The organism is Rossellomorea sp. RS05 (assembly GCF_039822645.1).
Taxonomy (GTDB): Bacteria; Bacillota; Bacilli; order Bacillales; family Bacillaceae_B; genus Rossellomorea; species Rossellomorea marisflavi_B.
Genome location: NZ_JBDKWY010000010.1, coordinates 113,454 through 139,408, shown reverse-complemented (window position 1 = coordinate 139,408; position 25,955 = coordinate 113,454). Strand labels below are relative to the sequence as shown.

Annotated in this window: 27 protein-coding genes and 11 tRNA genes; 5 read left to right on the top strand and 33 right to left on the bottom strand. The window is 48.9% G+C overall.

All coding sequences use genetic code 11. The annotated features are described in order from the left end of the window. Positions 1–116: 116 nt before the first annotated feature. The 12 genes from ABJ225_RS20150 to ABJ225_RS20095 all read right to left on the bottom strand — a co-directional run bounded on the left by ABJ225_RS20150 (position 117) and on the right by ABJ225_RS20095 (position 1,906). Positions 117–190, bottom strand: a tRNA-Gly gene (locus ABJ225_RS20150). Between the two features lie 12 nt (positions 191–202). Then, positions 203–279, bottom strand: a tRNA-Pro gene (locus ABJ225_RS20145). Between the two features lie 35 nt (positions 280–314). Then, positions 315–391: transfer RNA gene (locus tag ABJ225_RS20140), tRNA-Arg, on the bottom strand. A 16-nt stretch (positions 392–407) separates the two neighbouring features. Further along, positions 408–494, bottom strand: a tRNA-Leu gene (locus ABJ225_RS20135). 74 nt (positions 495–568) lie between these two features. Then, positions 569–650 (bottom strand) — tRNA-Leu (locus ABJ225_RS20130). Between the two features lie 36 nt (positions 651–686). Then, positions 687–762: transfer RNA gene (locus tag ABJ225_RS20125), tRNA-Lys, on the bottom strand. A 5-nt stretch (positions 763–767) separates the two neighbouring features. Continuing rightward, positions 768–842: transfer RNA gene (locus ABJ225_RS20120), tRNA-Gln, on the bottom strand. A gap of 75 nt (positions 843–917) precedes the next feature. Then, positions 918–994 (bottom strand) — tRNA-Asp (locus ABJ225_RS20115). A gap of 117 nt (positions 995–1,111) precedes the next feature. Then, positions 1,112–1,183 (bottom strand) — tRNA-Glu (locus ABJ225_RS20110). A gap of 9 nt (positions 1,184–1,192) precedes the next feature. Beyond that, positions 1,193–1,283, bottom strand: a tRNA-Ser gene (locus tag ABJ225_RS20105). Positions 1,284–1,287: 4 nt separating this feature from the next. Further along, positions 1,288–1,362 (bottom strand) — tRNA-Asn (locus ABJ225_RS20100). 73 nt (positions 1,363–1,435) lie between these two features. Next, positions 1,436–1,906 carry a SprT family protein gene (locus ABJ225_RS20095; RefSeq protein WP_347321455.1) on the bottom strand — a complete coding sequence of 157 codons (471 nt, stop codon included), beginning with the start codon at positions 1,904–1,906 and terminating at the stop codon, positions 1,436–1,438. A 113-nt stretch (positions 1,907–2,019) separates the two neighbouring features. Between ABJ225_RS20095 and cmpA the strand changes: the two genes are divergently transcribed. Further along, entirely contained in the window at positions 2,020–2,139 is a 120-nt protein-coding gene (gene cmpA, locus ABJ225_RS20090) for a cortex morphogenetic protein CmpA (RefSeq protein WP_142130078.1), read from the top strand. A 31-nt stretch (positions 2,140–2,170) separates the two neighbouring features. On the opposite strand, the gene ABJ225_RS20085 is transcribed toward cmpA, so the two are convergent. The 14 genes from ABJ225_RS20085 to acpS all read right to left on the bottom strand — a co-directional run bounded on the left by ABJ225_RS20085 (position 2,171) and on the right by acpS (position 13,274). Further along, complete coding sequence (locus ABJ225_RS20085; RefSeq protein ID WP_347321454.1) at positions 2,171–4,339, bottom strand: Tex family protein; 2,169 nt, start codon at positions 4,337–4,339, stop codon at positions 2,171–2,173. Between the two features lie 86 nt (positions 4,340–4,425). Then, positions 4,426–5,022: a PP2C family serine/threonine-protein phosphatase gene (locus ABJ225_RS20080; protein WP_218247536.1), complete on the bottom strand. Its 597-nt coding sequence runs from the start codon at positions 5,020–5,022 to the stop codon at positions 4,426–4,428. Then, positions 5,022–5,819 (bottom strand): RNA polymerase sigma factor SigB, encoded by a 798-nt coding sequence (gene sigB / locus ABJ225_RS20075; RefSeq protein WP_053427978.1) that lies wholly within the window; start codon positions 5,817–5,819, stop codon positions 5,022–5,024. The genes ABJ225_RS20080 and sigB overlap by 1 nt, the downstream gene beginning before the upstream one ends. After that, on the bottom strand, positions 5,797–6,264 hold the full coding sequence (rsbW, locus tag ABJ225_RS20070; protein ID WP_426916765.1) for an anti-sigma B factor RsbW: 468 nt from the start codon (positions 6,262–6,264) through the stop codon (positions 5,797–5,799). The genes sigB and rsbW overlap by 23 nt, the downstream gene beginning before the upstream one ends. Continuing rightward, positions 6,264–6,596, bottom strand: a complete 333-nt coding sequence (locus ABJ225_RS20065) for an anti-sigma factor antagonist (protein WP_347321453.1) — start codon at positions 6,594–6,596, stop codon at positions 6,264–6,266. Before ABJ225_RS20065 ends, rsbW begins: the two co-directional genes overlap by 1 nt. Before the next feature lie 74 nt (positions 6,597–6,670). After that, positions 6,671–7,681: a PP2C family protein-serine/threonine phosphatase gene (locus ABJ225_RS20060; protein ID WP_347321452.1), complete on the bottom strand. Its 1,011-nt coding sequence runs from the start codon at positions 7,679–7,681 to the stop codon at positions 6,671–6,673. 10 nt (positions 7,682–7,691) lie between these two features. After that, positions 7,692–8,093 carry an anti-sigma regulatory factor gene (locus tag ABJ225_RS20055; RefSeq protein WP_056541599.1) on the bottom strand — a complete coding sequence of 134 codons (402 nt, stop codon included), beginning with the start codon at positions 8,091–8,093 and terminating at the stop codon, positions 7,692–7,694. Between the two features lie 2 nt (positions 8,094–8,095). Further along, positions 8,096–8,452 (bottom strand): STAS domain-containing protein, encoded by a 357-nt coding sequence (locus tag ABJ225_RS20050; protein ID WP_048007228.1) that lies wholly within the window; start codon positions 8,450–8,452, stop codon positions 8,096–8,098. Beyond that, complete coding sequence (locus ABJ225_RS20045) at positions 8,449–9,279, bottom strand: RsbT co-antagonist protein RsbRA (protein ID WP_347321451.1); 831 nt, start codon at positions 9,277–9,279, stop codon at positions 8,449–8,451. Before ABJ225_RS20045 ends, ABJ225_RS20050 begins: the two co-directional genes overlap by 4 nt. Positions 9,280–9,633: 354 nt before the next feature. Further along, complete coding sequence (locus tag ABJ225_RS20040; protein WP_048007230.1) at positions 9,634–9,984, bottom strand: type II toxin-antitoxin system PemK/MazF family toxin; 351 nt, start codon at positions 9,982–9,984, stop codon at positions 9,634–9,636. Positions 9,985–9,988: 4 nt separating this feature from the next. Further along, positions 9,989–10,270, bottom strand: a complete 282-nt coding sequence (locus tag ABJ225_RS20035; RefSeq protein WP_048007231.1) for a CopG family ribbon-helix-helix protein — start codon at positions 10,268–10,270, stop codon at positions 9,989–9,991. Between the two features lie 169 nt (positions 10,271–10,439). Further along, positions 10,440–11,585 carry an alanine racemase gene (gene alr / locus ABJ225_RS20030; RefSeq protein ID WP_218247533.1) on the bottom strand — a complete coding sequence of 382 codons (1,146 nt, stop codon included), beginning with the start codon at positions 11,583–11,585 and terminating at the stop codon, positions 10,440–10,442. A 126-nt stretch (positions 11,586–11,711) separates the two neighbouring features. Further along, positions 11,712–12,725: a LolA family protein gene (locus ABJ225_RS20025; RefSeq protein ID WP_053427972.1), complete on the bottom strand. Its 1,014-nt coding sequence runs from the start codon at positions 12,723–12,725 to the stop codon at positions 11,712–11,714. Positions 12,726–12,923: 198 nt separating this feature from the next. After that, positions 12,924–13,274, bottom strand: a complete 351-nt coding sequence (gene acpS / locus ABJ225_RS20020; protein WP_053427971.1) for a holo-ACP synthase — start codon at positions 13,272–13,274, stop codon at positions 12,924–12,926. 118 nt (positions 13,275–13,392) lie between these two features. On the opposite strand from acpS, the gene ABJ225_RS20015 reads away from it, so the two are divergent. Next, on the top strand, positions 13,393–13,977 hold the full coding sequence (locus ABJ225_RS20015) for a rhomboid family intramembrane serine protease (RefSeq protein ID WP_056541591.1): 585 nt from the start codon (positions 13,393–13,395) through the stop codon (positions 13,975–13,977). 32 nt (positions 13,978–14,009) lie between these two features. Here ABJ225_RS20015 and ABJ225_RS20010 read toward each other — a convergent pair whose 3' ends face one another. The 7 genes from ABJ225_RS20010 to ABJ225_RS19980 all read right to left on the bottom strand — a co-directional run bounded on the left by ABJ225_RS20010 (position 14,010) and on the right by ABJ225_RS19980 (position 22,729). After that, the gene (locus tag ABJ225_RS20010; protein WP_347321450.1) at positions 14,010–15,461 is read right to left on the bottom strand and encodes a PH domain-containing protein; all 1,452 of its coding nucleotides are present in this window, start codon (positions 15,459–15,461) and stop codon (positions 14,010–14,012) included. Next, the gene (locus ABJ225_RS20005; RefSeq protein WP_218247530.1) at positions 15,454–15,933 is read right to left on the bottom strand and encodes a PH domain-containing protein; all 480 of its coding nucleotides are present in this window, start codon (positions 15,931–15,933) and stop codon (positions 15,454–15,456) included. Before ABJ225_RS20005 ends, ABJ225_RS20010 begins: the two co-directional genes overlap by 8 nt. A gap of 72 nt (positions 15,934–16,005) precedes the next feature. Then, entirely contained in the window at positions 16,006–16,968 is a 963-nt protein-coding gene (uvsE, locus tag ABJ225_RS20000) for a UV DNA damage repair endonuclease UvsE (RefSeq protein WP_347321449.1), read from the bottom strand. A gap of 723 nt (positions 16,969–17,691) precedes the next feature. Then, positions 17,692–19,212, bottom strand: a complete 1,521-nt coding sequence (gene cshA / locus ABJ225_RS19995) for a degradosome RNA helicase CshA (protein ID WP_056541580.1) — start codon at positions 19,210–19,212, stop codon at positions 17,692–17,694. A 259-nt stretch (positions 19,213–19,471) separates the two neighbouring features. Next, positions 19,472–20,161, bottom strand: a complete 690-nt coding sequence (locus ABJ225_RS19990) for an alpha/beta hydrolase (RefSeq protein ID WP_053427966.1) — start codon at positions 20,159–20,161, stop codon at positions 19,472–19,474. 42 nt (positions 20,162–20,203) lie between these two features. Beyond that, a complete protein-coding gene (locus tag ABJ225_RS19985; RefSeq protein WP_347321448.1) occupies positions 20,204–21,577 on the bottom strand; it encodes a UDP-N-acetylmuramoyl-tripeptide--D-alanyl-D-alanine ligase in 1,374 nt (457 codons plus the stop codon). An 87-nt stretch (positions 21,578–21,664) separates the two neighbouring features. Beyond that, positions 21,665–22,729, bottom strand: coding sequence for a D-alanine--D-alanine ligase (locus ABJ225_RS19980; RefSeq protein ID WP_056541576.1), 1,065 nt, complete (start codon positions 22,727–22,729; stop codon positions 21,665–21,667). A gap of 275 nt (positions 22,730–23,004) precedes the next feature. On the opposite strand from ABJ225_RS19980, the gene ABJ225_RS19975 reads away from it, so the two are divergent. From ABJ225_RS19975 to ABJ225_RS19965, 3 genes are all read left to right on the top strand, one after another. Next, entirely contained in the window at positions 23,005–24,174 is a 1,170-nt protein-coding gene (locus ABJ225_RS19975; protein ID WP_347321447.1) for a dicarboxylate/amino acid:cation symporter, read from the top strand. A gap of 112 nt (positions 24,175–24,286) precedes the next feature. Continuing rightward, positions 24,287–24,817 (top strand): GNAT family N-acetyltransferase, encoded by a 531-nt coding sequence (locus ABJ225_RS19970; RefSeq protein WP_373921148.1) that lies wholly within the window; start codon positions 24,287–24,289, stop codon positions 24,815–24,817. Then, on the top strand, positions 24,814–25,908 hold the full coding sequence (locus ABJ225_RS19965; RefSeq protein WP_347321446.1) for an FAD-dependent oxidoreductase: 1,095 nt from the start codon (positions 24,814–24,816) through the stop codon (positions 25,906–25,908). Before ABJ225_RS19970 ends, ABJ225_RS19965 begins: the two co-directional genes overlap by 4 nt. Positions 25,909–25,955: the final 47 nt, after the last annotated feature.

Genomic DNA, 25,955 nt, shown 5'->3' with positions numbered 1-25,955 from the left:
TGAGCCAGGATCAAACTCTCCATAAAAAGTTTGAATAGCTCTTTTAAAAATAAATCTAGAATTAACGTTGACGTGTTTGTCTTGTTTTGTTCAGTTTTCAAGGTTCAAATAAATAGTGGAGCGGGTGATGGGAATCGAACCCACGACATCAGCTTGGAAGGCTGAGGTTTTACCATTAAACTACACCCGCATGAAATTGTGATGGTCGGGAAGACAGGATTCGAACCTGCGACCCCTTGGTCCCAAACCAAGTGCTCTACCAAGCTGAGCTACTTCCCGTAAGAAAATTATGTATAAGCCAGTAGAAGCAAATATGGCGCGCCCGAGAGGAGTCGAACCCCTAACCTTTTGATCCGTAGTCAAACGCTCTATCCAATTGAGCTACGGGCGCTAATATTGAAAGTTTTTGGTGCGGCCGAGAGGACTTGAACCTCCACGGGTTATTCACCCACTAGGCCCTCAACCTAGCGCGTCTGCCATTCCGCCACGACCGCATTTATTGAAGCGACATTAATGATTATATCACGATAATTTCGCTTGTCAACAACTTTTTTTCGAGGAATAAAAGTGCGGGTGAAGGGACTTGAACCCCCACGCCTTGCGGCGCCAGATCCTAAGTCTGGTGCGTCTGCCAATTCCGCCACACCCGCATATGTTGGACCTCTTGTCCAAAACAAGAAATCAAATGGTGAGCCATGAAGGATTCGAACCTTCGACCCTCTGATTAAAAGTCAGATGCTCTACCAACTGAGCTAATGGCTCGTAAATGGCTGGGCTAGCTGGATTCGAACCAACGCATGTCGCAGTCAAAGTGCGATGCCTTACCGCTTGGCTATAGCCCAATAATCATTTTTTGACGAGGTATTTATCATACCATGTTGATCTTTCGAAGTCAATAACTTTTCCCGAAAGATAAATGGCGGTCCGGACGGGACTCGAACCCGCGACCTCCTGCGTGACAGGCAGGCATTCTAACCAACTGAACTACCGGACCAAAGCTTTTTGCGATAGCAAAATAGCTATCATTAATGTTTCGCGTTAGCTTCTATAACCAGAAGTCAACTTCCACGAAACAACTGAACATATGTATCTTCTCTTTCAAAAGAGAAAATGACCCATACGGGATTCGAACCCGTGTTACCGCCGTGAAAGGGCGGTGTCTTAACCGCTTGACCAATGGGCCATGATGATATGGCGGAGAAGGAGGGATTTGAACCCTCGCGCCGGTTGCCCGACCTACACCCTTAGCAGGGGCGCCTCTTCAGCCACTTGAGTACTTCCCCATATTGGCTCCGCAGGCAAGATTCGAACTTGCGACCGATCGGTTAACAGCCGATAGCTCTACCACTGAGCTACTGCGGAACGAGAACGTCTTATCGACTCTTATGATTATAATGACTGCACCGTTGGTTGTCAATAACTTTCCGGGCTTTTTTTAGGAACCCTGAAACTCTTCTATTTTTTCAAGGATCAGCCTTCCTTTGCACCGTCCGCATACGAAGCGATTGGTGTCCACCCTTTTCCTTCTAATGAACTCCAAGGAACACTCCTTGCACCTGTATGTCAGGAGCCTCCCCCTTTTCTTTTGGATGGGAAGCGACGAACAATGACGCGGACCTCCTACTTCTGCAAGCAGATCCTTGAAGTCTTTGTCTCCGTGCTTATAGCCCTTCCCTTCGAGATGAAGATGGTAGTGGCAAAGTTCATGCTTGATGATGCCGATCAGTTCATCCATCCCGAATTCCTCGAGGTACTTCGGATTTATATCAATATGATGGGATTTAAGCATGTAGCGGCCACCTGTCGTCCGGAGACGCGGGTTGAAATAGGCCTGATGACGGAACGGCCGTTTAAACAAACGTTTGGATAATGTTGATACCAACTGCTGCAGCTCCTCATTTGTCAAAGCGTCCACCCTCCTGTTACACACGATTTCCCCTTCTTAACGAACGGGACAACCCATTATAGCATACATTAAGTATCACACTCACCGGGTAGATTCCTAAAGGAGGTGCGCCTGTGCCGAGCTGGCTGGTCAATCAAATGAGAAGGGCCTATCTTGAGAAAGACCGCTATCAGATCAAATTATTGAACCAATGCTGGAATTTTTACCGCAAGCGCAATGAAAAGAGGAGCTGAAGGAAAACGCCTTCAGCTCCTCTTTCGTTTATTACTGAACCATGGTGAGTGAAACGCGCCCCTTCCGGACGTCCACTCCTTCAACCCAGACCGTGACAACATCACCGACGGATACCACGTCTAGCGGATGTTTGACATAGCCATTCTTGAGCTTGGAGATATGAACGAGTCCATCTTGTTTCACCCCTATATCCACGAACGCTCCAAAGTCGACGACGTTCCGTACCGTACCCTGAAGCTCCATTCCCTGACTAAGGTCCTCAAGCTTGAGCACGTCTTTTTTCAGGAGTGGCTTAGGGAATTGATCACGGGGATCACGCCCCGGGCGGATCAACGCATCGATAATATCCTTGAGGGTAAGCTGCCCGATGTCGAGCTCTTCCGACGTTTGACGAAGATCAAGCGCGTGAAGGGCCTGCTTCAACTCCTCTGTACCGATGTGTTCTTCCTTATAACCCGTCATGGAGAGAAGATGCTTCACTTCACTATAGTTTTCTGGGTGGATCGGCGTGCGGTCGAGCATCTCCTTTCCATCCATGATGCGGAGGAATCCGATGCACTGCTCGTAGGTTTTCGCTCCAAGCCTCGGAATCTTCTTGAGCTGTGCCCTCGAAGAGAACTTCCCTTCCTCTTCTCTCTTTTTCACAATATTCGTTGCCACCGTCTTCGAAAGGCCGGCTACATATTGAAGGAGGGAAGAAGAAGCAGTATTCACATTCACCCCTACTTGGTTGACTGCCGTCTCCACTACGAATGTAAGAGAGTCATTCAGTTTCTTCTGGGACACATCGTGCTGGTACTGTCCCACCCCTACAGACTTGGGATCGATTTTCACCAGTTCCGCCAGTGGATCCTGGAGCCTTCTTGCGATGGAGACCGCACTCCTCTCTTCCACTTGGAAGTCAGGGAATTCTTCGCGGGCGATGTCTGAGGCGGAGTAAACGCTCGCTCCCGCTTCATTGACGATCAGATAGGAGATGTCGCCGCCGACTTCCTTCAATACGTCCACGATGAATTGTTCAGTCTCCCTTGAAGCGGTTCCGTTTCCGATGGCAATAACCTCGATCGGATAGCGTGAAAGGATCGTCTTCACCTGTTCTTCCGCTTTTGCCTTCTGCGAGCGTGGTGGATGGGGATAGATCACATCGATCGCCAAGACTTTTCCGGTCTCATCGATGATTGCGAGCTTGCACCCCGTCCTGAATGCCGGGTCGACGCCGAGAACGGTCCTTCCCTTCATCGGCGGCTGCAATAATAGCTTCCTTAGATTCTCAGAGAAGATATGGATGGCCTGATCTTCAGCCTTGTCAGTCAACTCCCCGCGGATCTCCCTTTCAACAGATGGCAGGATCAGTCGCTTGTATCCATCCTCGATCGCTTCCTGGACGATGGATGCCGCCTGGGACCGTGTATCCTTGATCACCTGCTTATTCAAGTAGCGTAAGATCGACTCTGCATCGGCCTGTACCCCTACTCTCAGGATTCCTTCCTTCTCTCCCCTGTTCATGGCAAGAACGCGATGGGGAACAACCTTATGGATCGGTTCCTGATAAGCGTAATACATCTCATACACATTCTTCTCGTCTTCTTCTTCTTTTTTCACTTTTGATTCGATGAGGCCCTTACGGAAAATCTGCGTTCGTATGTATTCACGATGTGCGGCGTCATCCGATATCACCTCTGCGATGATGTCCTGCGCACCCGATAAAGCTTCCTCGGCGCTTCCTACTCCCTGTTCCTCCGACACGTACTTTGCGGCTTCTCTATTGATGTCAGCATTCAATGGGAAGGTGAGGAGGGTGTCCGCGAGCGGTTCGAGTCCCTTTTCTTTCGCTACGGTCGCTTTTGTTCTTCGTTTCTGCTTGTAAGGACGGTAAAGATCCTCAACCTGCTGCAGCTTTTCTGCCGAAGAGATGGCTACTGATAGTTCAGGGGTCAACTTCCCCTGTTCCTCTATTAGACGCATCACTTCTTCTTTTCGATTCTTCAGGTTCTGAAGATACTCCCAGTTGGTCATGATATCCCGGATCTGCACTTCATCGAGTGCGCCGGTCTGTTCTTTCCTGTACCTTGCAATAAAGGGAACCGTATTCCCTTCTTCTAATAGATCAATCACATTTTTAACGTTCTTGGTTGATATGGATAGGTCTTTCCCGATCTTATTGATCAAAGTCGTTTCATTCGTTAACGTAGACGTCACAGTATAACCTCCAGTTATTCACAATTTCACTCTAAGTTTATCACATACTCAGCGGGAATTCTTCGCATTGAAAAAGCTTACCCCAGTCAGAGTAAGCTTCCAATAATATATGTCGTATCATCCGCCGTCTGGTCCACCTTCGATTCAATCTCCTTCAGCGTACCATGAAGGGTCGGATATTTTTGCATTAAGCTTTTGACTCCCGGGATATTCAGTCCATCAGAATGAATGAGGAATCTTGAATTTGAATTGTATGAAAAGCGTTGAGTTTTATACTTCTGCGGCCTTCCCGAAAGGTATCCCGTAACCGGTAGCGGGTAGGTCATCTTCCCTTCAGGTGCATACATATAAAAACGGATGTTCCCGACACAGCTGTATACAAACTCTTTGGAGTGATAGTAAACCTTAAAGATTGCGACAGCTGCTCCCCGTTTCTTCTGAAGCGCTTCATTACAGAGATTCATCAATGTATCCACATCTTCGTGATGATTCTCTTCCACGATCTCCACAACTGAATGGGAAGATTCAAAGGCATACACTCCGCTGCCCAAACCATCGGCCAGGACACAGATGAAATAATCATCCGTCGACGTGTAAAAATAGCTATCTCCACAAAAACGGTTGCCGTTCTTGGATACTTGACCTGCGAACACTTCTACATCATTTTGTTGAAGGTACGGCATCAATAGTCATGCTCCCCGTCGTGCATCTCTTCCTGAATGGCATCGCGAAGTTTCTTGATGGCCCTTCTCTGAAGTCGTGAGACATGCATTTGGGAAATACCCAACTGCTCGCCGGCTTCTTTCTGGCTCAGATTATCCAGGTACGTATATTGGATGATGGCTTTTTCCCGTTCCGAGAGCACGTGAAGGACCTTCTCAAGTACAAGACGCTGATTGACTTTCTCGTATCCTTCGTCAGGGTTCCCCACGATGTCGAGGATGGTGACCGTGCTGCCTTCAGAATCCGCTTCAATGGAATGGTCCACAGAAAGGGCCTGATAGCTGCGCCCCATCTCCATCGCTTCCAATACTTCCTCTTCGGTCACCTCAAGGTAATCCGCGATCTCATGAACCTGAGGAGAGCGTTCCAGGGTATTGGTCAACTCTTCAACGGTCGATTTGATTTTCGGTCCGAGCTCCTTGATCCGTCTTGGAACATGGACGCTCCACGTCTTATCACGAAGGAAACGTTTGATTTCCCCGATGATGGTCGGGATGGCGAATGCTTCGAAAGAACGACCAAAAGACTCATCATAACGCCTGATGGCGCCCAAGAGTCCGATCATACCGACCTGTATGATGTCTTCGTGAAAAGATCGTCCTTTGGAATATTTCCGTGCAATGGATTCTACAAGGTTCTGGTAGTGCAGGATCAGCTGACTTTGGGCATCTTCATCCTTGTTTTCCTGATAGTCCTTGATCCACTGCATGACTTTATCTTTATTGGCCTGGTGGTTAGGTTGAGATAGTTTTTTCATCCCTCTCCACCTGCTCCCCTGATAGGAATTTCGTCATAAAGACCGTCACTCCCTCTTGATGATGCACCTTTACTTCATCCATAAGGCTCTCTATAAGATAAAGTCCCAACCCACCTTCTCTAAGGAATTCTACGGAATGATCCGCATGGTAAGGTCCGACTGCCTTTTTGATTTCGGTGAAATTGAAGCTTTCCCCGTGATCGGCGACCATCACTTCAAGGCGGTCACCATACAATCCGAATCCGACAACCACTTCCCCGTCGTCATCTTTGTAGGCATGCTGAACCGCATTGGTGATTGCTTCGCTTGTAGCAATCTTCAAATCTTCAAGGGCATCATAATCAAAGCCCATCCTGCTGGCAATCCCGGACAGGGTAAGTCGGATGACCCCAACGTATTCCGGCTTCGCTGGAATCTTCATCTCGATGTAATCATAATCCTGCATCATTCCACTCCACCTTTTACTTTGGAATCGATATTCATTATGTCCCCCAGGCCAGTAATGTCGAACAGGCGCTGCAGTCTATCCGATAGACCGACAAGATGAAGCTCTCCTCCACCCGCCTTTACGGTTTTGAAAAGGCCGACGAATACGCCCAGGCCGGTACTGTCCATATAAGAAACGTCAGAAAGATCGACGATTAGCTGGCTATTTTCTTTTTCAGCGACGGGCTGAAGGCTTTCTTTAAGCTTTGGAGCTGTATATGCATCAATTTCACCTGAAACTTTCACGTGTATATCGTTATCGATTTCTTTCATATCTATTGATAAGTTCATGAAAAGACCACCTTTTAGGCATGTATTAAAATACTCTTAATCGTTTACCCTTATTATTTACAAGATAAACCACATTATTGATTTCTTTTAATGATGATCAGTGTGAAGTCATCCCTGAGCTCAAAGTGTTGTAGCTTCTCAAGCTCCTTATACACGCTGTTGACGATCTCTTGAGGAGGCAGGTGATTGTAATTCCTGATGAGTTCCACCAGATCTTCCCGCTCGATGAAGCCTTCTTCTGAACGGCATTCCGTCACACCGTCAGATAGGAGGATGATCATATCCCCCACTTGGACTATTCTTTCATATTCCCTGTACTTCGCTTTCTTATCCACTCCAAGGAGCAGCCCCTTGGCGTCAAGGTCTTCGAATTCACCCGTGCCCGCGTTGTAATAAAACCCTGGTTCGTGGCCGGCGGAGGAGTAGGAGAACTGGTGACTCTTGGAATCATATACACCATAGAACATGGTGATGAACATGCTTGCATCCACATTCTGCTCCACCACGCGGTTCAGACTTTCAAGGACGAGGCTTGGTTTATCGCGGTATTCAGGAAGGCTGTCCATTGCATACTTGATCATGGACATGCAGAGGGCCGCTGGCACCCCTTTACCGATGACATCGGCGATTGCGACGCTCACATTTTCATTCTCATCTTCCACGAAGTGATAATAATCACCGTTCATCTTCTTGGCCGGAACGCTCACCGCTCCGACCTCGAGCCCGTCTACTTGTGGTATGCGGGTACCGAGGAGGGTCTGCTGCATGTTGGCAGCCACATCGATCTCATTATTCAATTCCTGCTGCTTGGTGCGCAGGCTCTGGTGCTCCCTGTAGGCGAACCCATAGCCGATCATCACTTCAAGCAAGATGTCGAATGAGTGAAGGACGTGATGCGGAAGGTCCGGCTCCATTTCAAGGATGACACTCTTATGAAGGGAAATGATTTCTTCCGGAGATACGTTATGTTCAATCGATTTCCGGCTGAACTTTTGCCCAAGATAAAGAGCCTTCTCATCCTGCTCGTTCAAATAGTGCTCAAGGATCTCTTTATATTTTGAATCCATCAATTCTCTGAACTTCATCTAACTCCCCCTAGCGGAGCCATTTGGTTGCCCTGATATCGGTTCCCTCTCCCGGAACCGAGTCGACATTGAATTCGTCCATCAGCCGCTTAACCCCTGGCAAACCGGCTCCTAATCCACCTGATGTAGAATATCCATCTTCCATTACTTTTCTGATATCTGTAATGCCCGGTCCTTCATCAAGGGCAATGATCCTGACACCCTTCTTCCCCGCATCAAGCAGTTTCTCGATACAGATCTGTCCGGTACCTGCATATAAATATATATTACGGGCCAATTCACTGATCGCCGTAGTAATTCGAGCTTGGTCAACGGTGCCAAATCCGAGCTCTTTCGCTACATTTCTCCCTAACTGGCGGGCAGCAACGATGTCCCATTCATTCGTGATCTTCACGCAGGATTGGCTCTCCATACCTAGTCCCCCAGTTCCAATTTTAATTTCTCAAGACCTTTTTCAAGGTCTAAAGCTGTGAGGACATCGTCCAGACGGATCCCCAATTCGATCAGTGTAATGGCGACCGCTGGCTGAATTCCAGTAATGACAACTTTGGCCCCCATCAATCTGGACATGTTGATGACATCACCAAGAACCTTGGCGATGAATGAATCGATGAAATCGATCGACGTAATATCGATGACAACGCCCCTTGCACTCGTTTCATGAATCTTGTGAAGAAGATCCTCTTGAAATTGAAGGGCCGTTTGGTCATCAAGTTCCCACTGGATCGAGATCAATAGGCAGTCTTCGAGCTTCAGTATAGGTATTCTCATTCCAATCCCTCCGCGGAAACAATTTTTCGGCTTGTCATCTCCAAAGCCTTTTCAATTCCTTTACGCAGCGTGCTGTTCGTCATGAATTGTGTAAGGTCAATCCCTAGATTCACAATCGTTTGAGCGATTTCCGGTCTGATCCCGACAAGCATGCACTTAGCTCCGACGAGGCGGACCGCGTCGGCTGCTTGAATGATGTGATGGGCAACCATGGTATCAACGACCGGCACACCGGTGATATCGATCAGGACTACTTCTGCACGGTGTTTTACGACACCATGTAATAGATTTTCCATAATTTGTCTTGCGCGCTCCGTATCGATCGTCCCTACCAACGGCATAACAGAAATCTTCTCGAACACCGGGATCAATGGGGCTGACAGCTCCTGAAGGGCGATCTTTTGGAGCGAAACAGTCTTTTCCCATGATTCCGTGTATGCCTGGATGACTTTATTCGTCATCGGGGAAAGCCAACGATCAAATTTGTTAATCTGCTGTTGGTAATTTTCTTCCGTGATGAATCCAGAACTCTCCATACCTTGATAAACCACTTTGCCGAACACATTCAAGGCAGAGGTCACAAACGTCAAAGGCCAACCGAGCCTTACCACTTTCTCGGCGAATTCTTCCAGTCTGTTGTTGAATTCCTTGGAATCACGCAGGCGTGAAGCAATCATTTCGACAAATTCATGGCTTGTCTTCGTGAACACTTGATCCGAGATGACTTGAAGGAATTTATCATCCGCTTCTTCCTTCATCTTGTCCATCCAGACATTTGTCAACTCGGCCTTATTCGTTTCAATGTATTCCGTGACTTCACTAAACATCCCGTTCTCTCCATTCTATCATGTGAAATTTATGACGACGTTCTCCATGACCAATGTCATTGAACTCTAATATAGCTTACATGGATATCGCATTTGAATTAATAGTATCAAAAAAAGACAAAAATAAACAAGCTTATGATGCCTTGACCGCGAATTCCCTCTCATATACTTTCCCATTATAAATGGTTTACAGAACTTTGTCATACGATTGGGTGTATTTACCACACATCGACAAATGATTACACGATATTCACGAACCCATTCACCGACCGCATAAAAAAACCTGCTAATCATTCACTGATCAGCAGGTGCTTGCTGGTGTATTCCCAATATTTATTTGCATGGCGTTTCTGATTAAAATTGTATGAGACCAACACTAATCTGGAGGGCGTCATCGACTTTTTCCATCATTTCGTCGTCCAGGTGTGTGATCTTATCGGTCAGACGCTGTTTATCGATGGTCCTGATCTGTTCGAGCAAGATTACGGAATCACGTTCAAAGCCGTACCGTTTGGAATCAATTTCGACATGGGTAGGCAACTTCGCTTTTTGGATCTGAGCAGTGATAGCAGCGACAATAACAGTGGGACTGAACCTATTCCCTATATCGTTTTGAATGACAAGGACCGGCCGGACGCCTCCTTGTTCCGACCCAACAACAGGAGAAAGGTCTGCAAAATATACGTCACCACGCTTTACAATCAAAGGATTAACCTCCGCTTACTAAGCGTTCGACTGTATGTTCTGCCTCATATTCTGCCTGGATTGCTTCCGAAGCGATGGCGAGATTGATCTTAGCCATTTCCATATAGCCTCGTCTCATGGATTCACGCAGATGTCGTTTCTTACGCTCTCTTAAATACATTTTAGTAGCACGATAAATAAACTCATTGCGATTCACATTTTCCTGATCTGCAAAGCCGTCCAGTTCTGTGACGAGCTGTTGCGGAAGACGAATCAAAATTTCCGTTGTTGCGCTGGATTCAGACACAAACTACACCTCCACCAATCACTACATACCGTTTCATTTTATAACATGTTAATCATACCATCAAACAATGGGAATGAAAAGTCAATTTATTAATCTCTTCTATTATCCACCATATGTTACATGGATTATTCATGCGATTTCTTGAAATGGGCGGTCTTTTACGTCCTGCTTACAGAAGGTGATTGGATACTTCGACAACGGCGCCGCCTCTCGTATAGACTCTCGGGACGCGCGCGGCGATCATGCAGGTCACCTCATAGTTAATCGTATCAAGCTTATCTGCCAGTTCATCGGCGGGTATATGCTCATCCCCCTGGTGGCCGATGAGCGTGACGGGTTCCCCCGTCTTCACCGGACCGGGAAGCCTGACCATGCACTGGTCCATGCAGATCCTGCCGACGATGGGCGCCCTGCGGCCGCCGATCAGGACTTCCTGACCCTGAAGCTTTCTGATCCATCCGTCGGCGTACCCGATCGGGAGTGTGCCGATCCATTCCTTGTTCCCTGTTTCATAAGTGGCACCGTAGCTGACTTTCTCTCCTTCGTCCATTTCTTTCACATGGATGAGTTTCGTCTTAAGAGAGAGCACTTCCTTCAACTCAAAGGGGAGATGAGGCTGCATCTCACGTGAGGGAGTAAGGCCGTAGAGGCTGATCCCGACCCTGACGGTGTTGAAAAGGGCATCCTTCCGCCGGAGTGTGGCGGCACTGTTGGAAGAGTGCACGTACTCGGGAAGCTGAGGAAGCTGACCGATCATGGAGCGGAAGGTTTCAAGCTGGGTATCGGCATACGTTTCATCCAGTTCATCTGCAGTCGCGAAGTGGGTGAACACCCCTTCGAAATGGAAGTGTTCATGGGCGCTGATCACATCTGTGATCTCGAGCAGCTCTTGTGAGTCCCTCACGCCGATCCTCCCCATGCCTGTATCGCATTTCACATGGAGATTCAGGCGTTTCCCCGTGTATAGGGACGCCTCTTCAAGCCATTCCTTCGTATAGACAGTGAGGGATACTCCATGTTCCGCTGCAGTTCCTGCATCCTCCGGTCTTGAAGCACCAAGAACGAGGATCGGGGTATCGATGCCCGCTTTTCGAAGGAGGAGCGCTTCGTCAAGGAAAGCGACGGCAAGTCCGTCCGCCCCCGAGTCGAGTGCGGCCCTTGCAATCTGTTCGTATCCGTGCCCATAGGCATTCGCTTTTACGACGGCGAGCATCTTCACATTATCCGGTATATGTTTTTTAAAGTTCATGACGTTTTCACTTACGTGGTCCAGATTGATTTCGGCCCACGTATCTCTGAAGAAAAGGGTATCCAATGTCCATTCACTTCCTAAACAATTTCATTCCTTACAAGAATACCATTCCTTCCATCGAGATTCATTCTTTTCTTTCAGTTAGTCCAAGCATGAAGAAAGACAGCCCTCAGGCTGCCTCAATGTTGTTTATTTTACCATGGAACCTTGCACGGACCGGGCGATGGTCACCATCTCATCCTGCGTCAGGCTCTTTGATGCAAGCATATAATCCACACCGTCATGGGTCCAGGTGATGGACTGATCGGTCATGGCCCCTACCGTGAAGCCGAGGTCCACTACTTCACCTTGAAGGGATGTCGAAACCGTCATGGTCGGAACCGATGTAGTTTGTTCCTGGATGATGGTAAAGGATTTCTCCCCATCATATGTCAGGACGACCCGCTTGCCGTCTTTCGTTGCGACTTCCTGTTCATCCACAAGCTCTGATCCTGAGATTCCATCAGTAGGGTAAAGGACGGAGAGTTCCTTCTCTTCCACATTGCCGCTCACTGGAATCTCAAGCTGTGCACCCGTCATGTTCTTCTTCATGTCGAAATCCTTCTTATCAAACGCAGCCTTCACGTCCATCTTGGAGAACTCGACCTTCACCAGGGAATTCTTATCGGAATCCATGACGTTCACAGATACCGGTGTGAGATCTTTTTTATTGAAGGTGATTTCCTGGGTAGGAAGCATTTGATTGTTCTGATAGCGCGTCTTTGTATTAAAGACGTAATGGTCTTTCGTTTCTTTGAATGTAGCATTCTTGTCTTCCAGGACATCCTTCACGAGTGATTCATATAGATAGGCCTGACTGCTGTTGGACGGCCAGTCGCTCTGGAAGCGGAAGCTCTTGTTCAATGCAGGCGTCAGGACGAAGACGCCCTCTTCATTCCGCAGGATCATCTGGCTCTGGTCTTTGGCCTCATTCTTCAGGGATACCCTGTAATAGTTCGGATCATTATGCCATACTTCCACTTCATACGTCTGTGGATCTTCCCCGACTTGAAGGGTCATTTTGGCATCTGCCTTATAGCCTTTCAGATCTTCCACTTTCGACTTGAGATCCTTGGTTACATCCTCTTTGGACTTTTCCCCACATGCGGCCAGCATCAATACGGTCAGTACGGCCAGCACGAGCACCACCAGCTTCTTGTTCATTTCTACAGCCCCTTTTGTCTCAGGATATACGTATCAGAGAGGAGTGGACCGGAGGGTGAAAATGGACGACTCATGCAGAATCCCCCTCGCGTTCTACGGATGAACCGCGATCTTCACCCTTACCGGTCTTGTCTCTCCTATTGCACTACTGAATATATGAGACAACCATGGGGAATATGCAAAAAGAACTGACAAGCATCAATCTTCCAATACGACCTGTGCCGCCGCAAAGTCCCGGCTGTGGGTGATTGAGAGATGTACCTTCAGGCCAGCAGGCTTGACTATATGGGGTTTCCCCCTTTCATCCTTCTCAATCTCGATATCCTGGAAAGACAATTCCTTCCCGATGCCCGTGCCCACTGCCTTGGCGAATGCTTCTTTTGCTGCAAAGCGTCCGGAAAGGAATTCCACCTTCCTTCTATCAGACAGGGATTCAAACGACTCCCGTTCCGTTTCCGTCAAAATGCGCCCAGGGAATTTGGGCTGACGGTCGATCATATCTTTGATGCGGTGCAACTCGACGATATCCAATCCGATTCCTTTAATCATCATCATTCTCCTTCTACTCTAGTCCCGTCCGGCATATCCGTATAAGGAAACACCTTGTCTGACAAGCTTATATAAGCGACAATATCAGTATTACCATCCTTTTGGAGGAGGACGATCCATGTTTGTTAGGACGGAAAGTTTCTCTCAGTTCCTGAAGAAATACCCGGTCATTTCTGTTATTGTATCCATCCATCTGATCCTGTATTTGATCAGTTCTCTCCCCATTTTCCCTCAAATGTGGGTGTACGAACAACTCGCAGGCATCAATCTGTTCATACGGGACGGTGAATGGTGGCGCCTGATCACGCCGATATTCGTCCATATGGGCTTCTCCCACGTCTTATTCAATTCATTTTCCCTCGTTCTCTTCGGTCCGGCACTTGAAGAACATCTCGGAAAATGGAAATTCACCGCCCTCTATCTCGTGAGCGGTATCTTTGCCAATATCATCACCTACGTCAGTCAGCCTCTCTCTTACAGCCATGTAGGGGCTTCCGGAGCGATATTCGGATTATTCGGCTATTATCTGGCCATGATCGCGACGAGGAATGCCTTTATCACCCGTGAGAGCAGGCAGGTGATCCTGCCGATCGTCATCATCGGGTTGATTATGACCTTCACCCAATCCGGGATCAATATCACGGCCCACCTCTTCGGCCTCATCGCCGGGTTCCTCATCGGCTTCATTGCCGGGAGAAAGTAGAAAAGTGACCTCAGGGGGTCACTTTTCTTTTTTTATTCTTTGAAGGAATACCACATTTCAATCTGCTTCATATCTTTTTGTTCGAGGTCCCTGAGCGTGCTCTTGTACCCGGCATCACCCGACTTCACGGTCGTACGCAATGTACTTAAGTCCATGCGGGTTTGAAACCACGTTTCCTGACGGTCAAGGGACTGAATACGATTCTTTTTCAAATAGACCGTGCTTTTTGAAACGGTCCGATATTGCATGGACAACTGGCCTTCGCTGAGCTTCCAGCCTCCGGACCTGTGCTGGCGATATCCTAGGAACGCGAGCAGCGCCACCAGGATCAGTCCCAACATCCCATAGGGCCAAAGGAAGATCGATAGCACGACCGTCGGTATGATACCAACTGCGGCCGCACGGATCATATATTTCCTGATGGAACGGACAGGAAGCCGATTGAATTCGGTCTCTACGGAGTAATCGGGGAAGATCTCGGCAAGAAGCTTCTCCACTTCCCTTTTCCTTACGATCGGAAACAGTTTGATACTCGAGCTATCCTTTTCAAGGGCGGAGCCCCCGGCATTTTCAATCTGGACCGAACAATAGCCAAGGAGCTGGCGCACGGGGTTCTCGATGATGCGAATCCCCTGCACACGCTTGAACGGTACCGTCACTTGTTTCTTCTCCAGCAGTCCCCGATTGATGATGATGTTTTCCTCCGTCAGACGGATCCTGAAGTCCCCGTACACAACGAAGGTCCACACGAGTGAAAGGAGCCAGGCAATGAAAAGGCCGACGAATGCCAGGATCCCGATGATGAGGACCCCTCCCTTGATGTAGCCTGAAGCCCCTTCGTAAATCGCTTCAAACGGAATGAAGTCATCAAATTGCGAAAGGAAGACTCCCACACCCGACAGGATGACCCCGACTCCACCCGACGTCAGGCCGAGCATCAGCAGATCCTTACCCGACATCTTGAAGATTTCTTCTTGACGGACCGGCTTCTCTTCGACGACAGCTTCAGGAGATTCGGAAAGGCGTTCTTTTTCTTTGAAGATCGTCTTCTCGATATGGACGGCCTCCGACTTGAGAATTGCCGTCAGTTCCGCCTCCGACTTCTTATTTGACGAAGAACCGGCAGTCTCCACCTTAACCTTAACCAACCCGAACGGGCGGTGCAGGATCCCTTCCGAGAAGTTCAGGCTCTGGATCCGATCATATGGGATATACCGCTTTTTCTTTACAAACAAGCCGTATTCAATCCGCAGTTCCCCGTCTTCCAATCGATAGGTGAATCTCATCCACTTGATGATCCCGGCACCAAGGACAAGTACGAGGACCGTTACCATGGAAATGACGGGCATATATCTCCAGAAGCCCGTTCCGTTTCCCGAACCGTTCACGAACAAGAGAACGACGATCGGAATGATCATTTCCTTCACCTGTTTCATGAAGTTGACGATGGCCGAGATGGGGTGCAGCCGCTTATACTCAGACATCATCTTCCGCCACCCTCGCCAGCTGGGATATGGAATCCCTTAGTCCATCCGCTTCCTCCGTGTCGAGGGCAGGGATTTCATGCACCGTTGCAGCTGTGGAGATGGTGATCGTCGAAAGACCGTACTTCTTCAAGATCGGTCCCTGGACGGTATCCACGTGCTGGACACGCACCATCGGGACGAGTGTCCTTTTGATGATGAAAATGCCCCTTTGAAGCTCGATTTCCTGCTCCCTCACTTCATAGCGCCAGCGCTTCCACCTGACATCGGGAACAAGTTTGATCTGTATGTATGCAAGAATGACGGCTGCGACGCCCGCAACGACGGAAATCCATACCGGCCAGTCGAATAGAACGGTTAGTGTAATGATCCCACCTGCGACGACGAGTGCGATCAAGGTTTCGATCCCACCATAAATCCTCCACACACTGAGAGCCTTTGGTGAAATCCTGTTACGTGGTCCATCTTTCATATCCATCCCCCATTTCCTTCTATGTCTAAATCTTACAGTATAGATACGGTTTTGAGTAGGGGATGGTTTCAATTAACCGATTTCGATCGTAGACCCGTCCACGCGGTGGACCCCTTCTTCTTGCACAAGCTCCTCCATCAGCTTGAACAGGGCATTATCTTTCTGCTTCGCCTCGATCATGCAATCGATGCGATCGACACTTCCCTCCACTTGACGGAGAAATCCGTGGAAATCATGAGGATCGATGTAGTCTGCGTGAGCTTTGAAATCATCAGCAGACCGCGGACTGCTGATGTGCATCTTCAGGGGAAGCGGAGAATCCTTCCACGTAGCAACGATCCGATCCCAATCAAGCGTCCAGTCGCGCTCCCCATTTGCCATATGATGGTGAAGGTCGAATACAAGGGGGATCCCGAGCTTTTCACAAAGGTAAAGGGCATCGAATGCCGAAAATACAGTATCGTCATTCTCCAGTATGATCATCCTTTGGATGCCTTCCGGGGTTAGCCCCCAATTGTGGATGAACTGCTCCATCGCCTTTTCTTTATCGCCATGGGCACCGCCGACATGGAGGACGCACCGATGCAGGGGATCGATCCCCATTGCATCCAAGATCCCTTCATGCATGCGCAAGGTCTTCAACGAATTCTTCATCACCTGGGGATCGGCTGAATTCAGGAGGACAAAATGATCGGGGTGGAAATCCACCCTCATGGGATGCTCGCGGAGGTACGATTGGATTTCATCCAGCGCAGGCAGGAGCGGCTTCAAAAAGTCCCACCCCGCAAGATCAGGATGATTGGCAAGGGGAATGAGCTTCGAACTGAAACGGAAAAAATGAATGTCATGAAGCACATTATGCTTCAGGAGCCGCAGGCAATTCTCGATATTGGACACAGCAATCCTCTCCAGCTTCCTGATTGCCGCTTCCTCATCCTTCAGTCCGGAAAACTGCTTGTGGGTCATGGTTTGAGAAGGGGAAGCGTGCTGAAGATTCATGCTCATGGCTACGTACCCGAATCGGATGATGGTCATGTGGTGATACTCCTTTGGCAGGCGCAGTGGCCTGGGTGTTGTTAGGTGTAGTATGGACGGGAGCGGCATGGATTATTGATGGTGGGTGGCGAACGGGTGAACGGAAGGGCCGGCAGCTGAATTGGTGACAGCAGATGCGTTGAAGCTAGCAAGGAGGGTATTTGCTACTTTTTCATGTTTTTTGCTAAAAATCTTTCTTACCATCATATAGGTATTTGATATCAGCGAATCGGTAGGGGAGATTGTCGGCATGTTACTCATTCGACATGAGTCGACTTTTTTCACAGAACCTTTTAGTGAATTCCAGGTATCTGAATGATATTGCTCTCTTTGAGAACAGATAATACTTGCGAATTTTGAAGATTTATTTGTGACTTTAAAAAATTTATCAGCGACTTTGAAAATTTTATTTGCGAATCGATTTTTGCCTCTACTTTTTATTTTCGCACCTTTTTCGTTACGTACGATTCGTACCTTTATTCCGTTATCTCCTTTCGTTACTTGCGATCAGCCCCATTATTCAGCTAACACCACCCGTTACTCGCGATCCCCCTCCTCATCCTGCACTCTCCCCTCACTACATTCGATCCGAACCCACTCCTTTATCCGCGAATGGATCACATTCCATCACCCAAGCGACCCTTCCTCGCACACATCCAGCTCCCCGAAACCTATTCAACACAAAAAAAACACGACGGCATCTCTGCCGTCGTGCTCCATGTATTAAGAGTTATATGATTTACGCTTAGAAGAAGATTGTGGTCTGCTTCCGCCTGAACGGTTGCGATCTCCGCCGCGGGATGAACCGCCGCCTCGGTTGTAACCGCCTGAACGGCTACCGCCGCCGCTTCCGCCTTTACCAGAGCGTGAACCACCTTTGTATCCGCCGCCTCGGGAATTACCGCGACCGCCGCCGCCTCTTGATGGAAGTGGGCGCTCTTCGGTGATATCGACTGGAGTGGTATCCGGTTCTTTTGTCAGAACGCGGATGGCCGCTGCCACCGCTTCGATGGATTCGTGGTTCGCAAGGAATTCTTCTGCCAACGCATAGTAATCTTTAAGGTCAGATTCTTTCGTTGCTTCTGTAAGCTTTTCAAGAGCCAGGCGTTGCTGACCTTCAAGAGCTTCGTTATGGCTAGGTGGCTTAAGAGCCGTCATTTTCTTCTTAGTTGTTTGTTCTACTACTTTCAGGTAGCCCATTTCACGTGGTGTGACGAATGTGATGGACATCCCTTTCTTACCTGCACGGCCCGTACGTCCGATACGGTGAACGTAGCTTTCAGGATCTTGTGGGATATCGAAGTTGTAAACATGTGTTACACCAGAGATATCAAGTCCACGAGCTGCTACGTCAGTAGCAACAAGAACGTCGATGCGTCCTTCTTTGAACTTTTTGAGGACCGTCATACGGCGAGCCTGTGAAAGGTCACCATGGATTCCTTCAGCAAGGTAACCACGGATGCTCAATGCACGTGAAAGCTCATCTACACGGCGCTTCGTACGTCCGAATACGATGGCAAGTTCAGGAGACTGAACGTCGATCAAGCGTGAAAGGACGTCGAATTTCTCTTTCTCGGTCACTTTTGTGAAGAACTGCTCGATGTTGGATACAGTCACTTCTTTCGATTTCACTTTGATGACTTCAGGTTCAGTCATGAAGCGCTCAGCGATACGACGGATCGGATCCGGCATCGTTGCTGAGAATAGAAGGGTTTGACGAGTCGGAGGAACGGTTTCAAGGATGCTCTCTATGTCATCGATGAAGCCCATGTTGAGCATTTCATCCGCTTCATCCAATACAAGGGTATCAACACTTGTAAGGTTCAATGTTTTACGCTTGATGTGATCAAGTAGACGTCCTGGAGTTCCTACGATGATGTGCGGGTTCTTCTTCATCGCACGGATCTGACGCTGGATGTCCTGTCCGCCATATACAGAAAGGACGCGTGCGCGCTTATCTGCACTGATGCGGTATAGTTCTTCAGAAACCTGGATCGCAAGTTCACGTGTCGGTGCAATGATAAGACCTTGGACTGCAGGGTTCTTCACATCGATCTTCTCGATCATCGGAATACCGAATGCTGTCGTCTTACCTGTACCTGTTTGTGCTTGACCGATGATGTCTTTACCTTCAAGACTTACCGGGATTGTGCTGGCCTGGATGGGGGTTGCTTCTTCAAAGCCCATACGTTTAATGGATTTCAACGTAGCTGCGCTTAAGTTTAAATCTGCAAACTTTGTCAATGCTATTCATTCTCCTTTTGGTATACATCTTTTATAACTAATCGATGGAGCTGATTATATGTTTAAATCGGATCCAAATCTTACATGCCGACTTCGGTATCTAATCTAAAACCGTCTATATGAGATGTTTAGTTTATGTTGTGTACAAAAAAATACACTCTTCAAAATCGAAGAGCTGGCACGTCCAACAAATAGAACTATGTTGTAGTAATGTTACCACTTCTAGAAATGAATTTCAATGACATGTCAAATAGTCACTCTATTCATCTTCGAGAAAATGGTAAATATGATCAAAAAGTTCAGCCTTATCTTCGCTATGACAGATGAGATGCTTGGATCTTGAAGCATAATAAATATTTTTTTGTCGGGACGAAATGGTTTCATAGATGTAAGCTGCACTGGCGGGAGGGACGATTCCATCCACTTCCCCCTGGGCAATGAATGTGGGGATGGTGACTTTCTTCAGCAGCGGTCGGGCGATGGTGACGACCTTCCTGAATTCATAGGTGGATAGAAGCGGGGTATTGGTCATTTTTACCTTATATCGATTGTACAGTTCGTTCTCGAGGAGATTTCCTTGCCATCCCTCTCTGATCAAACCCCCGATGTCTCTGAAGAGCTGCTTGATATGGATATACCTGGCAGCAGCGCTCAACAGCACAAGCTTACTAACATTATAATGGACTGCAAGATAGGATGCAATGAGACCTCCCATGGAAAAGCCGGCGACATAAACTTTGTCGCATGTCTCAAGCAGGGATTTAAGACATTCTTCTGCATGTTCGATCCATTGCACGTGCTTGATCCCCCTTAGGGATAGTGTTTCTCCGTGACCAGGCAGGGTCGGGACGACAATTTTCCAATCCGTCTGCTCCCTCAGGTATTCAGCAAGGGGTTCCACTTCGTATGGTCCCCCTGTGAATCCGTGGAGCACTAAACATCCGATCATGCTCTCACCTTTTCCATTAGTATGGCACGGACAAACTCCTTGTTACTTCAGACCGTCGATGATCTCTTCAAGCTTCATTCCCCTCGAAGCTTTGAAAAGGATCAGTTCCTTGCCGGTGATAAGTGCATTCAATTCATCGAGCAGGGCCTCTTTATCAAGGAATGCGTGTACGCGCTCTTCGGGGAAATTCACTTTTGCCCCTTTAGCCATATATTCACCCAATTCACCGAAAGTAAACACGTGACGGATGCGTTCAGGGTCGATCAGTTGACCAATCTCCTCATGGTATTCCTTCTCATGATCCCCAAGCTCGAGCATGTCCCCGATAACCAGGATCTTGGAGTCGAACCCTTCCAGCTCGGAAATCAGCTGGATTGCCGCTTTTACAGAAGTGGGACTGGCATTGTACGCATCGTTGATGATGCGCTCTCCTTTTTTACCTTCAATCATTTCCATTCTCATCTTCGTCAGCTCAAGGGACTTTAAGCCTTGTTTCATCTCCTCTATTGTTAGACCGAATTCCTTCCCGATCAGGATGCCTGCGAGCGCATTATGGATGTTATGCTGCCCAAGCACCGGCAAATGGAAGGTTTCCCCTTCCGCCATGGAAGTTTCGAAATAACTGCCCGTATTGTTCATCTCCGTTTTCGTCGGGGAAATGGTGTTATCAGCCGTCTTCCCGAACGTTTCCACTCTTTTCAATCCGAGTTCTTTCACTGGTTCGTTCAGGAGGGGCTCATTCCCGTAATAAATGAACAGGCCGTCTTCCTTCAGACCGTGGATGATCTCAAGCTTCGCTTTGGCGATGCCTTCCCTGGAGCCGAGGTCCTGCAGGTGGGACTCACCGATGTTGGTGATGACCGCTGCATCCGGCTGTGCAATATCGGATAGGAGTTCGATCTCTCCGAATCCGCTCATCCCCATTTCAAGCACGGCAACTTCCGCATCCCGAGGCAGAGCCAGGAGGGTGAGGGGCAGGCCGATGTGGTTATTGTAGTTACCTTGAGTCTTATGCACCTTGTACTTCTGTGCCAGGATATTCGCTACAATATCCTTCGTGGTTGTCTTCCCGTTGCTTCCTGTGATCCCCACGACTTTGAGATCCAGCTCGTGACGGTATAGATTGGCAAGGGACTGAAGCGCTTCAAGCGGATCGTCCACAACCAGAACCGGAAGATCCTCCGGCGGATTCGGGACGTTCGCATCCCAGAGCGCTGCTGCTGCACCCTCTTCTATGGCAGAGCGGACGAACCGGTGGCCGTCGACGTTCTCTCCTTTGAACGGGACGAACAGATTCCCTTTTTCCATCGTCCGTGTGTTGATGGATACACCTTTGACGACGATGTCGCCGAATGAAGAAAGATCATTCTTCACATCAAGCATCGTGCATATATCGCTTATCGTTTTTTCGAACATGATCATATACTCCTTTACTCGTTCATCCTTGCAATAGAGATGGGACCGACCGAACTTTCATTTCGTCCGCTGCCGGTCCCATGGTGGCTACATTGTATACTTGATCGATTGCTTTTCTTTGTGTCGTTCTGCCCCGAGTTCAACCAGCTTCGCGATGAGTGACGGGTAGTCGATGCCCGTATGTTTCCAAAGAAGCGGGAACATACTGAACGGGGTGAATCCAGGCATGGTGTTCACTTCGTTCATGAAGATCCTTCCGTCCTTCGTCACGAAGAAGTCGGCACGGACAAGCCCTGAACAATCAAGCGCCTTGAATGACCGGATCGCAATGTCTTTGAGTCGTGCATAAAGCTCCTCATCTACCTCTGCCGGGATGATGAGGGCTGTATCGCCATCCTCATATTTCGCTTTGTAGTCGTAGAAATCCTTCTTAGGGACGATCTCTCCCGCTACCGAGCACTCAGGGTGATCGTTACCCAGTACGCCTAGCTCAATCTCTCTGGCAATGACCCCTTCTTCAATGATGATTTTACGATCGAATTGGAAGGCTTCTTCGAAAGCCGCCTCAAGTTCATCACGTGACGTACATTTGCTGATGCCTACAGAAGAACCAAGGTTGGCCGGTTTAACGAAGCATGGGTAGCCGATTTCTTCCTCCACCTGCTTGTAAGCCGCTTCGCGGTCGCTTTCCCATGAGCTTCTGATGAACCAAGTGTAGCCTACTTGTGGGATACCTGCCTGAGCGAATAGGTTCTTCATGATGACTTTATCCATACCCGCAGAAGACGCCAAAACGCCATTCCCTACATATGGAAGATTCAATAATTCAAGCATCCCCTGTACCGTCCCGTCTTCACCGTTCGGTCCGTGAAGGAGAGGGAAGATCATATCATATCCTTCCGATCCTTCAACCGATGCAGTAAGGGCGTTAGGGGCAATGGCTTCCCCTTCGGAGAATTGAAGTTCCTTCACATCACTGACCGGTCCTTCAAGCTGTGATCCTTTGATCCACGCGCCGTCTGTCGAGATGAAAATCGGGTGAATATCGAATTTATTTAAATCCAGGGCGCCGATGACTGCCTTGGCCGTTTGCAGTGAAACCTGATGTTCCGCGGATTTCCCGCCGTATAATAAACAAAGCTTGGTTTTCATTTTTTGAGTGACCTCCAATATAACAATAGATATTTCTATTTTATCATGTTCAAAGGAAAGAGAAAGAATGATTCATATGGAAAATGCAATTTATCTTCCCGATGCGACCCTTTGATATATGTATGCCATGTCAAACTAGTCCTGCGACTAAACATTCGCAACGTTATCTGAATACATTTAACATTCCGCCTATTAAAAACCCTATTAAACTATCTTCCTTGTCATTGTATAATCCACCTAACATAAACATTTGTACACTCAAGGAGGACAGAAAGATGAAAAGACTTGGATTGTTACCACGCATCATCCTGGGGATCGCTCTGGGAATCATTGTCGGCATGTTTGCCCCTCATTGGTTCATCAAGATCTTCGTTACGTTCAATGAACTGTTCGGAAACTTTCTTGGATTCGCCATCCCGCTTATTATCATCGGATTCATCGCACCCGGAATTGGTTCTATGGGAAAAGGGGCAGGCAGACTCCTCGGCCTGACAACGGCCCTCGCATACGGTTCCACCATCTTGGCAGGACTGGTGGCATTCATTACGGCGAAATCCCTGTATCCTTCCCTGCTGGTCAATCAGAGCTCCCAATCGTTTGAAAACCCTGAAGAAGCGCTGCTCAAAGGATTCTTCACAGTGGAAATGCCGCCTGTCATGGGCGTGATGACCGCTCTCCTTATCGCATTCACACTGGGTGTCGGAATGGCAGCCATCAAAGGGGATGTGCTTCAAAAAGGCTTGGAAGAGTTCAAGAACATCATCGAGAAGCTTATCGAAAAAATCATCATCCCGCTCCTCCCGATCCATATCCTCGGGATCTTTGCCAATATGACTCAGGGCGGTCAGGTGACATCGATTATTTCTGTTTTCGCCAAAGTCTTCATCATGATTATCATCCTGCATTTATTCTTCCTTATTGTACAATACACGGCAGCCGGAACGATCCGGAAGCAGAATCCGTTTTCCATGATCAAGACGATGATGCCTGCCTATTTTACGGCACTCGGTACCCAGTCTTCAGCCTCCACCATCCCCGTTACGCTTGAGCGGACGAAGCTGAACGGCACGCGGAGAGGCATCGCGGACTTCTCGATCCCTCTCCTTGCCACGATTCATCTCTCAGGGAGCACCATCACCCTTGTGAGCTGTTCCATGGCCGTGATGTTCATCCAGGGACAAGCACTGGAGTTCACACAGCTCTTCCCGTTCATCCTCATGCTCGGAATCACAATGATTGCTGCACCCGGAGTGCCGGGCGGAGCCGTCATGGCCTCCCTCGGACTGCTCGAGACCATGCTCGGCTTCAGTCCGACCATGACATCCCTGATGATCGCCCTGTACCTGGCACAGGACAGCTTCGGTACAGCGTGCAACGTAACAGGGGATGGAGCGATTGCGTCCATCGCCGATCGCCTTACAGGTAAAAAACAACACGTTTCATAAGTTGCTGGATACAGGATGGCCACACAGGGCCATCCTGTTTTTCATCCCTGTCCCCATTTTCAGGAATTTCGGTATAATGAGAGTCAGCAAGAACGAGACAGGAGGAAACGATGTGAAAACGACACTTCGCCCGATTGAAAAAGAAGATTTACCCGCACTGTGGAAGCTGTTATACAGTGACCCCTCCCCCGAGTGGAAAAAATGGGACGCTCCTTATTTCCCACACGTCAACATGTCATTAGACGAGTACGAAGCTTCATATGTTTCAGATCCTGATCGATACCTCGAACATCAGCGGATCATTGAAGCGGACGGGCTCATCATCGGGACGGTGAGCTTTTACTGGGAATATGAACCGACAAGATGGCTGGAGGCCGGGATCGGCATCTATGATCCACGTTACTGGAACGGCGGGTATGGCACGGATGCACTCGACCAGTGGGTGGAGCATCTTTTCGCCACCAAGGAAATTGGCAGGGTCGGCATCACCACCTGGTCGGGTAACGAACGTATGATGCGTACCGCCGAGAAAATCGGCATGATCCTCGAAGGCAGGATGAGAAAATGCCGCTATCACGAAGGCGTGTATTACGACTCGATCAGGATGGGGATCACCAGGGAAGAATGGGAGGAGCGGTCATGAACACCGTCATCCTCGCGGGAGGCGGTCACAGCCACCTCCATTGCCTCCTGGAACGATCCAAGGAACAAACGGCCGACCGATGGATCCTCATCTCTCCCTCGCGCCACCAATATTACAGCGGCATGTTTTCCGGTTTCGTCGAAGGTGTGTACAGCGAGGAGGAAATCCGTGTCGATCTTGAGGCCCTGTGCCGGAAAGCACACTGCGAATTCGTCGAAGCATCCATTCTCTCCGTCGATCCCATCCAACAGCAGCTGCTGACGGATGCGGGTGAGCTGTATTCCTATGACGCGGCCTCCTTTGATATCGGCTCCCGGAACGAGGACCCGGGCACCCCCGGACTGGCGGGAGCCAATCTGAGAATCAAACCGAATCATCGCTTCCCTTCCCAGGTCGAAAGGCTGTACCGCAGTAGGGATACGGTCTTCATCGGAGGCGGAGCGGCGGCATGCGAACTCGCCCTCTCCCTTCGCGCCTGGAAAGAAAAAAACGGGAAACCCGATGATTCCATCACTGTCATTCATTCCTCCCCGTTGCTCCATGAGGCCGGGGTCCTTGCATCAAGGAATATGGCATCGCTTCTCGATCGCCGGAGAATCTGCACCGTGAAGGGAAAAGCCGAACAGGTGACGGATGGGACAGTCGTGACAGACCAGGCCCGTCACATCCCCTTTGACGAGGTGATGTTCCTCGGTGGTGCAGCAGCACAGGGACTGTTCGGCAGCAGTCTGATCCCGACGGATGAGAAAGGGTTCATGTTGACGAACGCCCATCTTCAGTCCATCTCATTCCCCAGTCTCTTCGCTGCCGGCGACTGCGGCACCCTGGCAGATTTCCCCGACTTCCCCAAAAACGGGGTCACGGCTGTCAGGCAAGGTCCCGTCCTATGGGAGAACCTGAACCGGTTCCTTACCGGCCGAAAGCTTCTTGCCTTTCAACCGCGAAGCCGATACCTGGCGATCCTGTCAACGGGTAACGGCAACGGATTCCTCCTATATGGATCATTCGCGGTCCAAGGGAGATGGACGAGGAAGCTCAAGAAAAGATTGGACCGGTCGTTCATGAAAAAGTACAGCTCCCATGAAAAATAAAAACAGGCTTTCCTGGGGAAGGGTCTTCCTTCCATGCCTGGATGGCC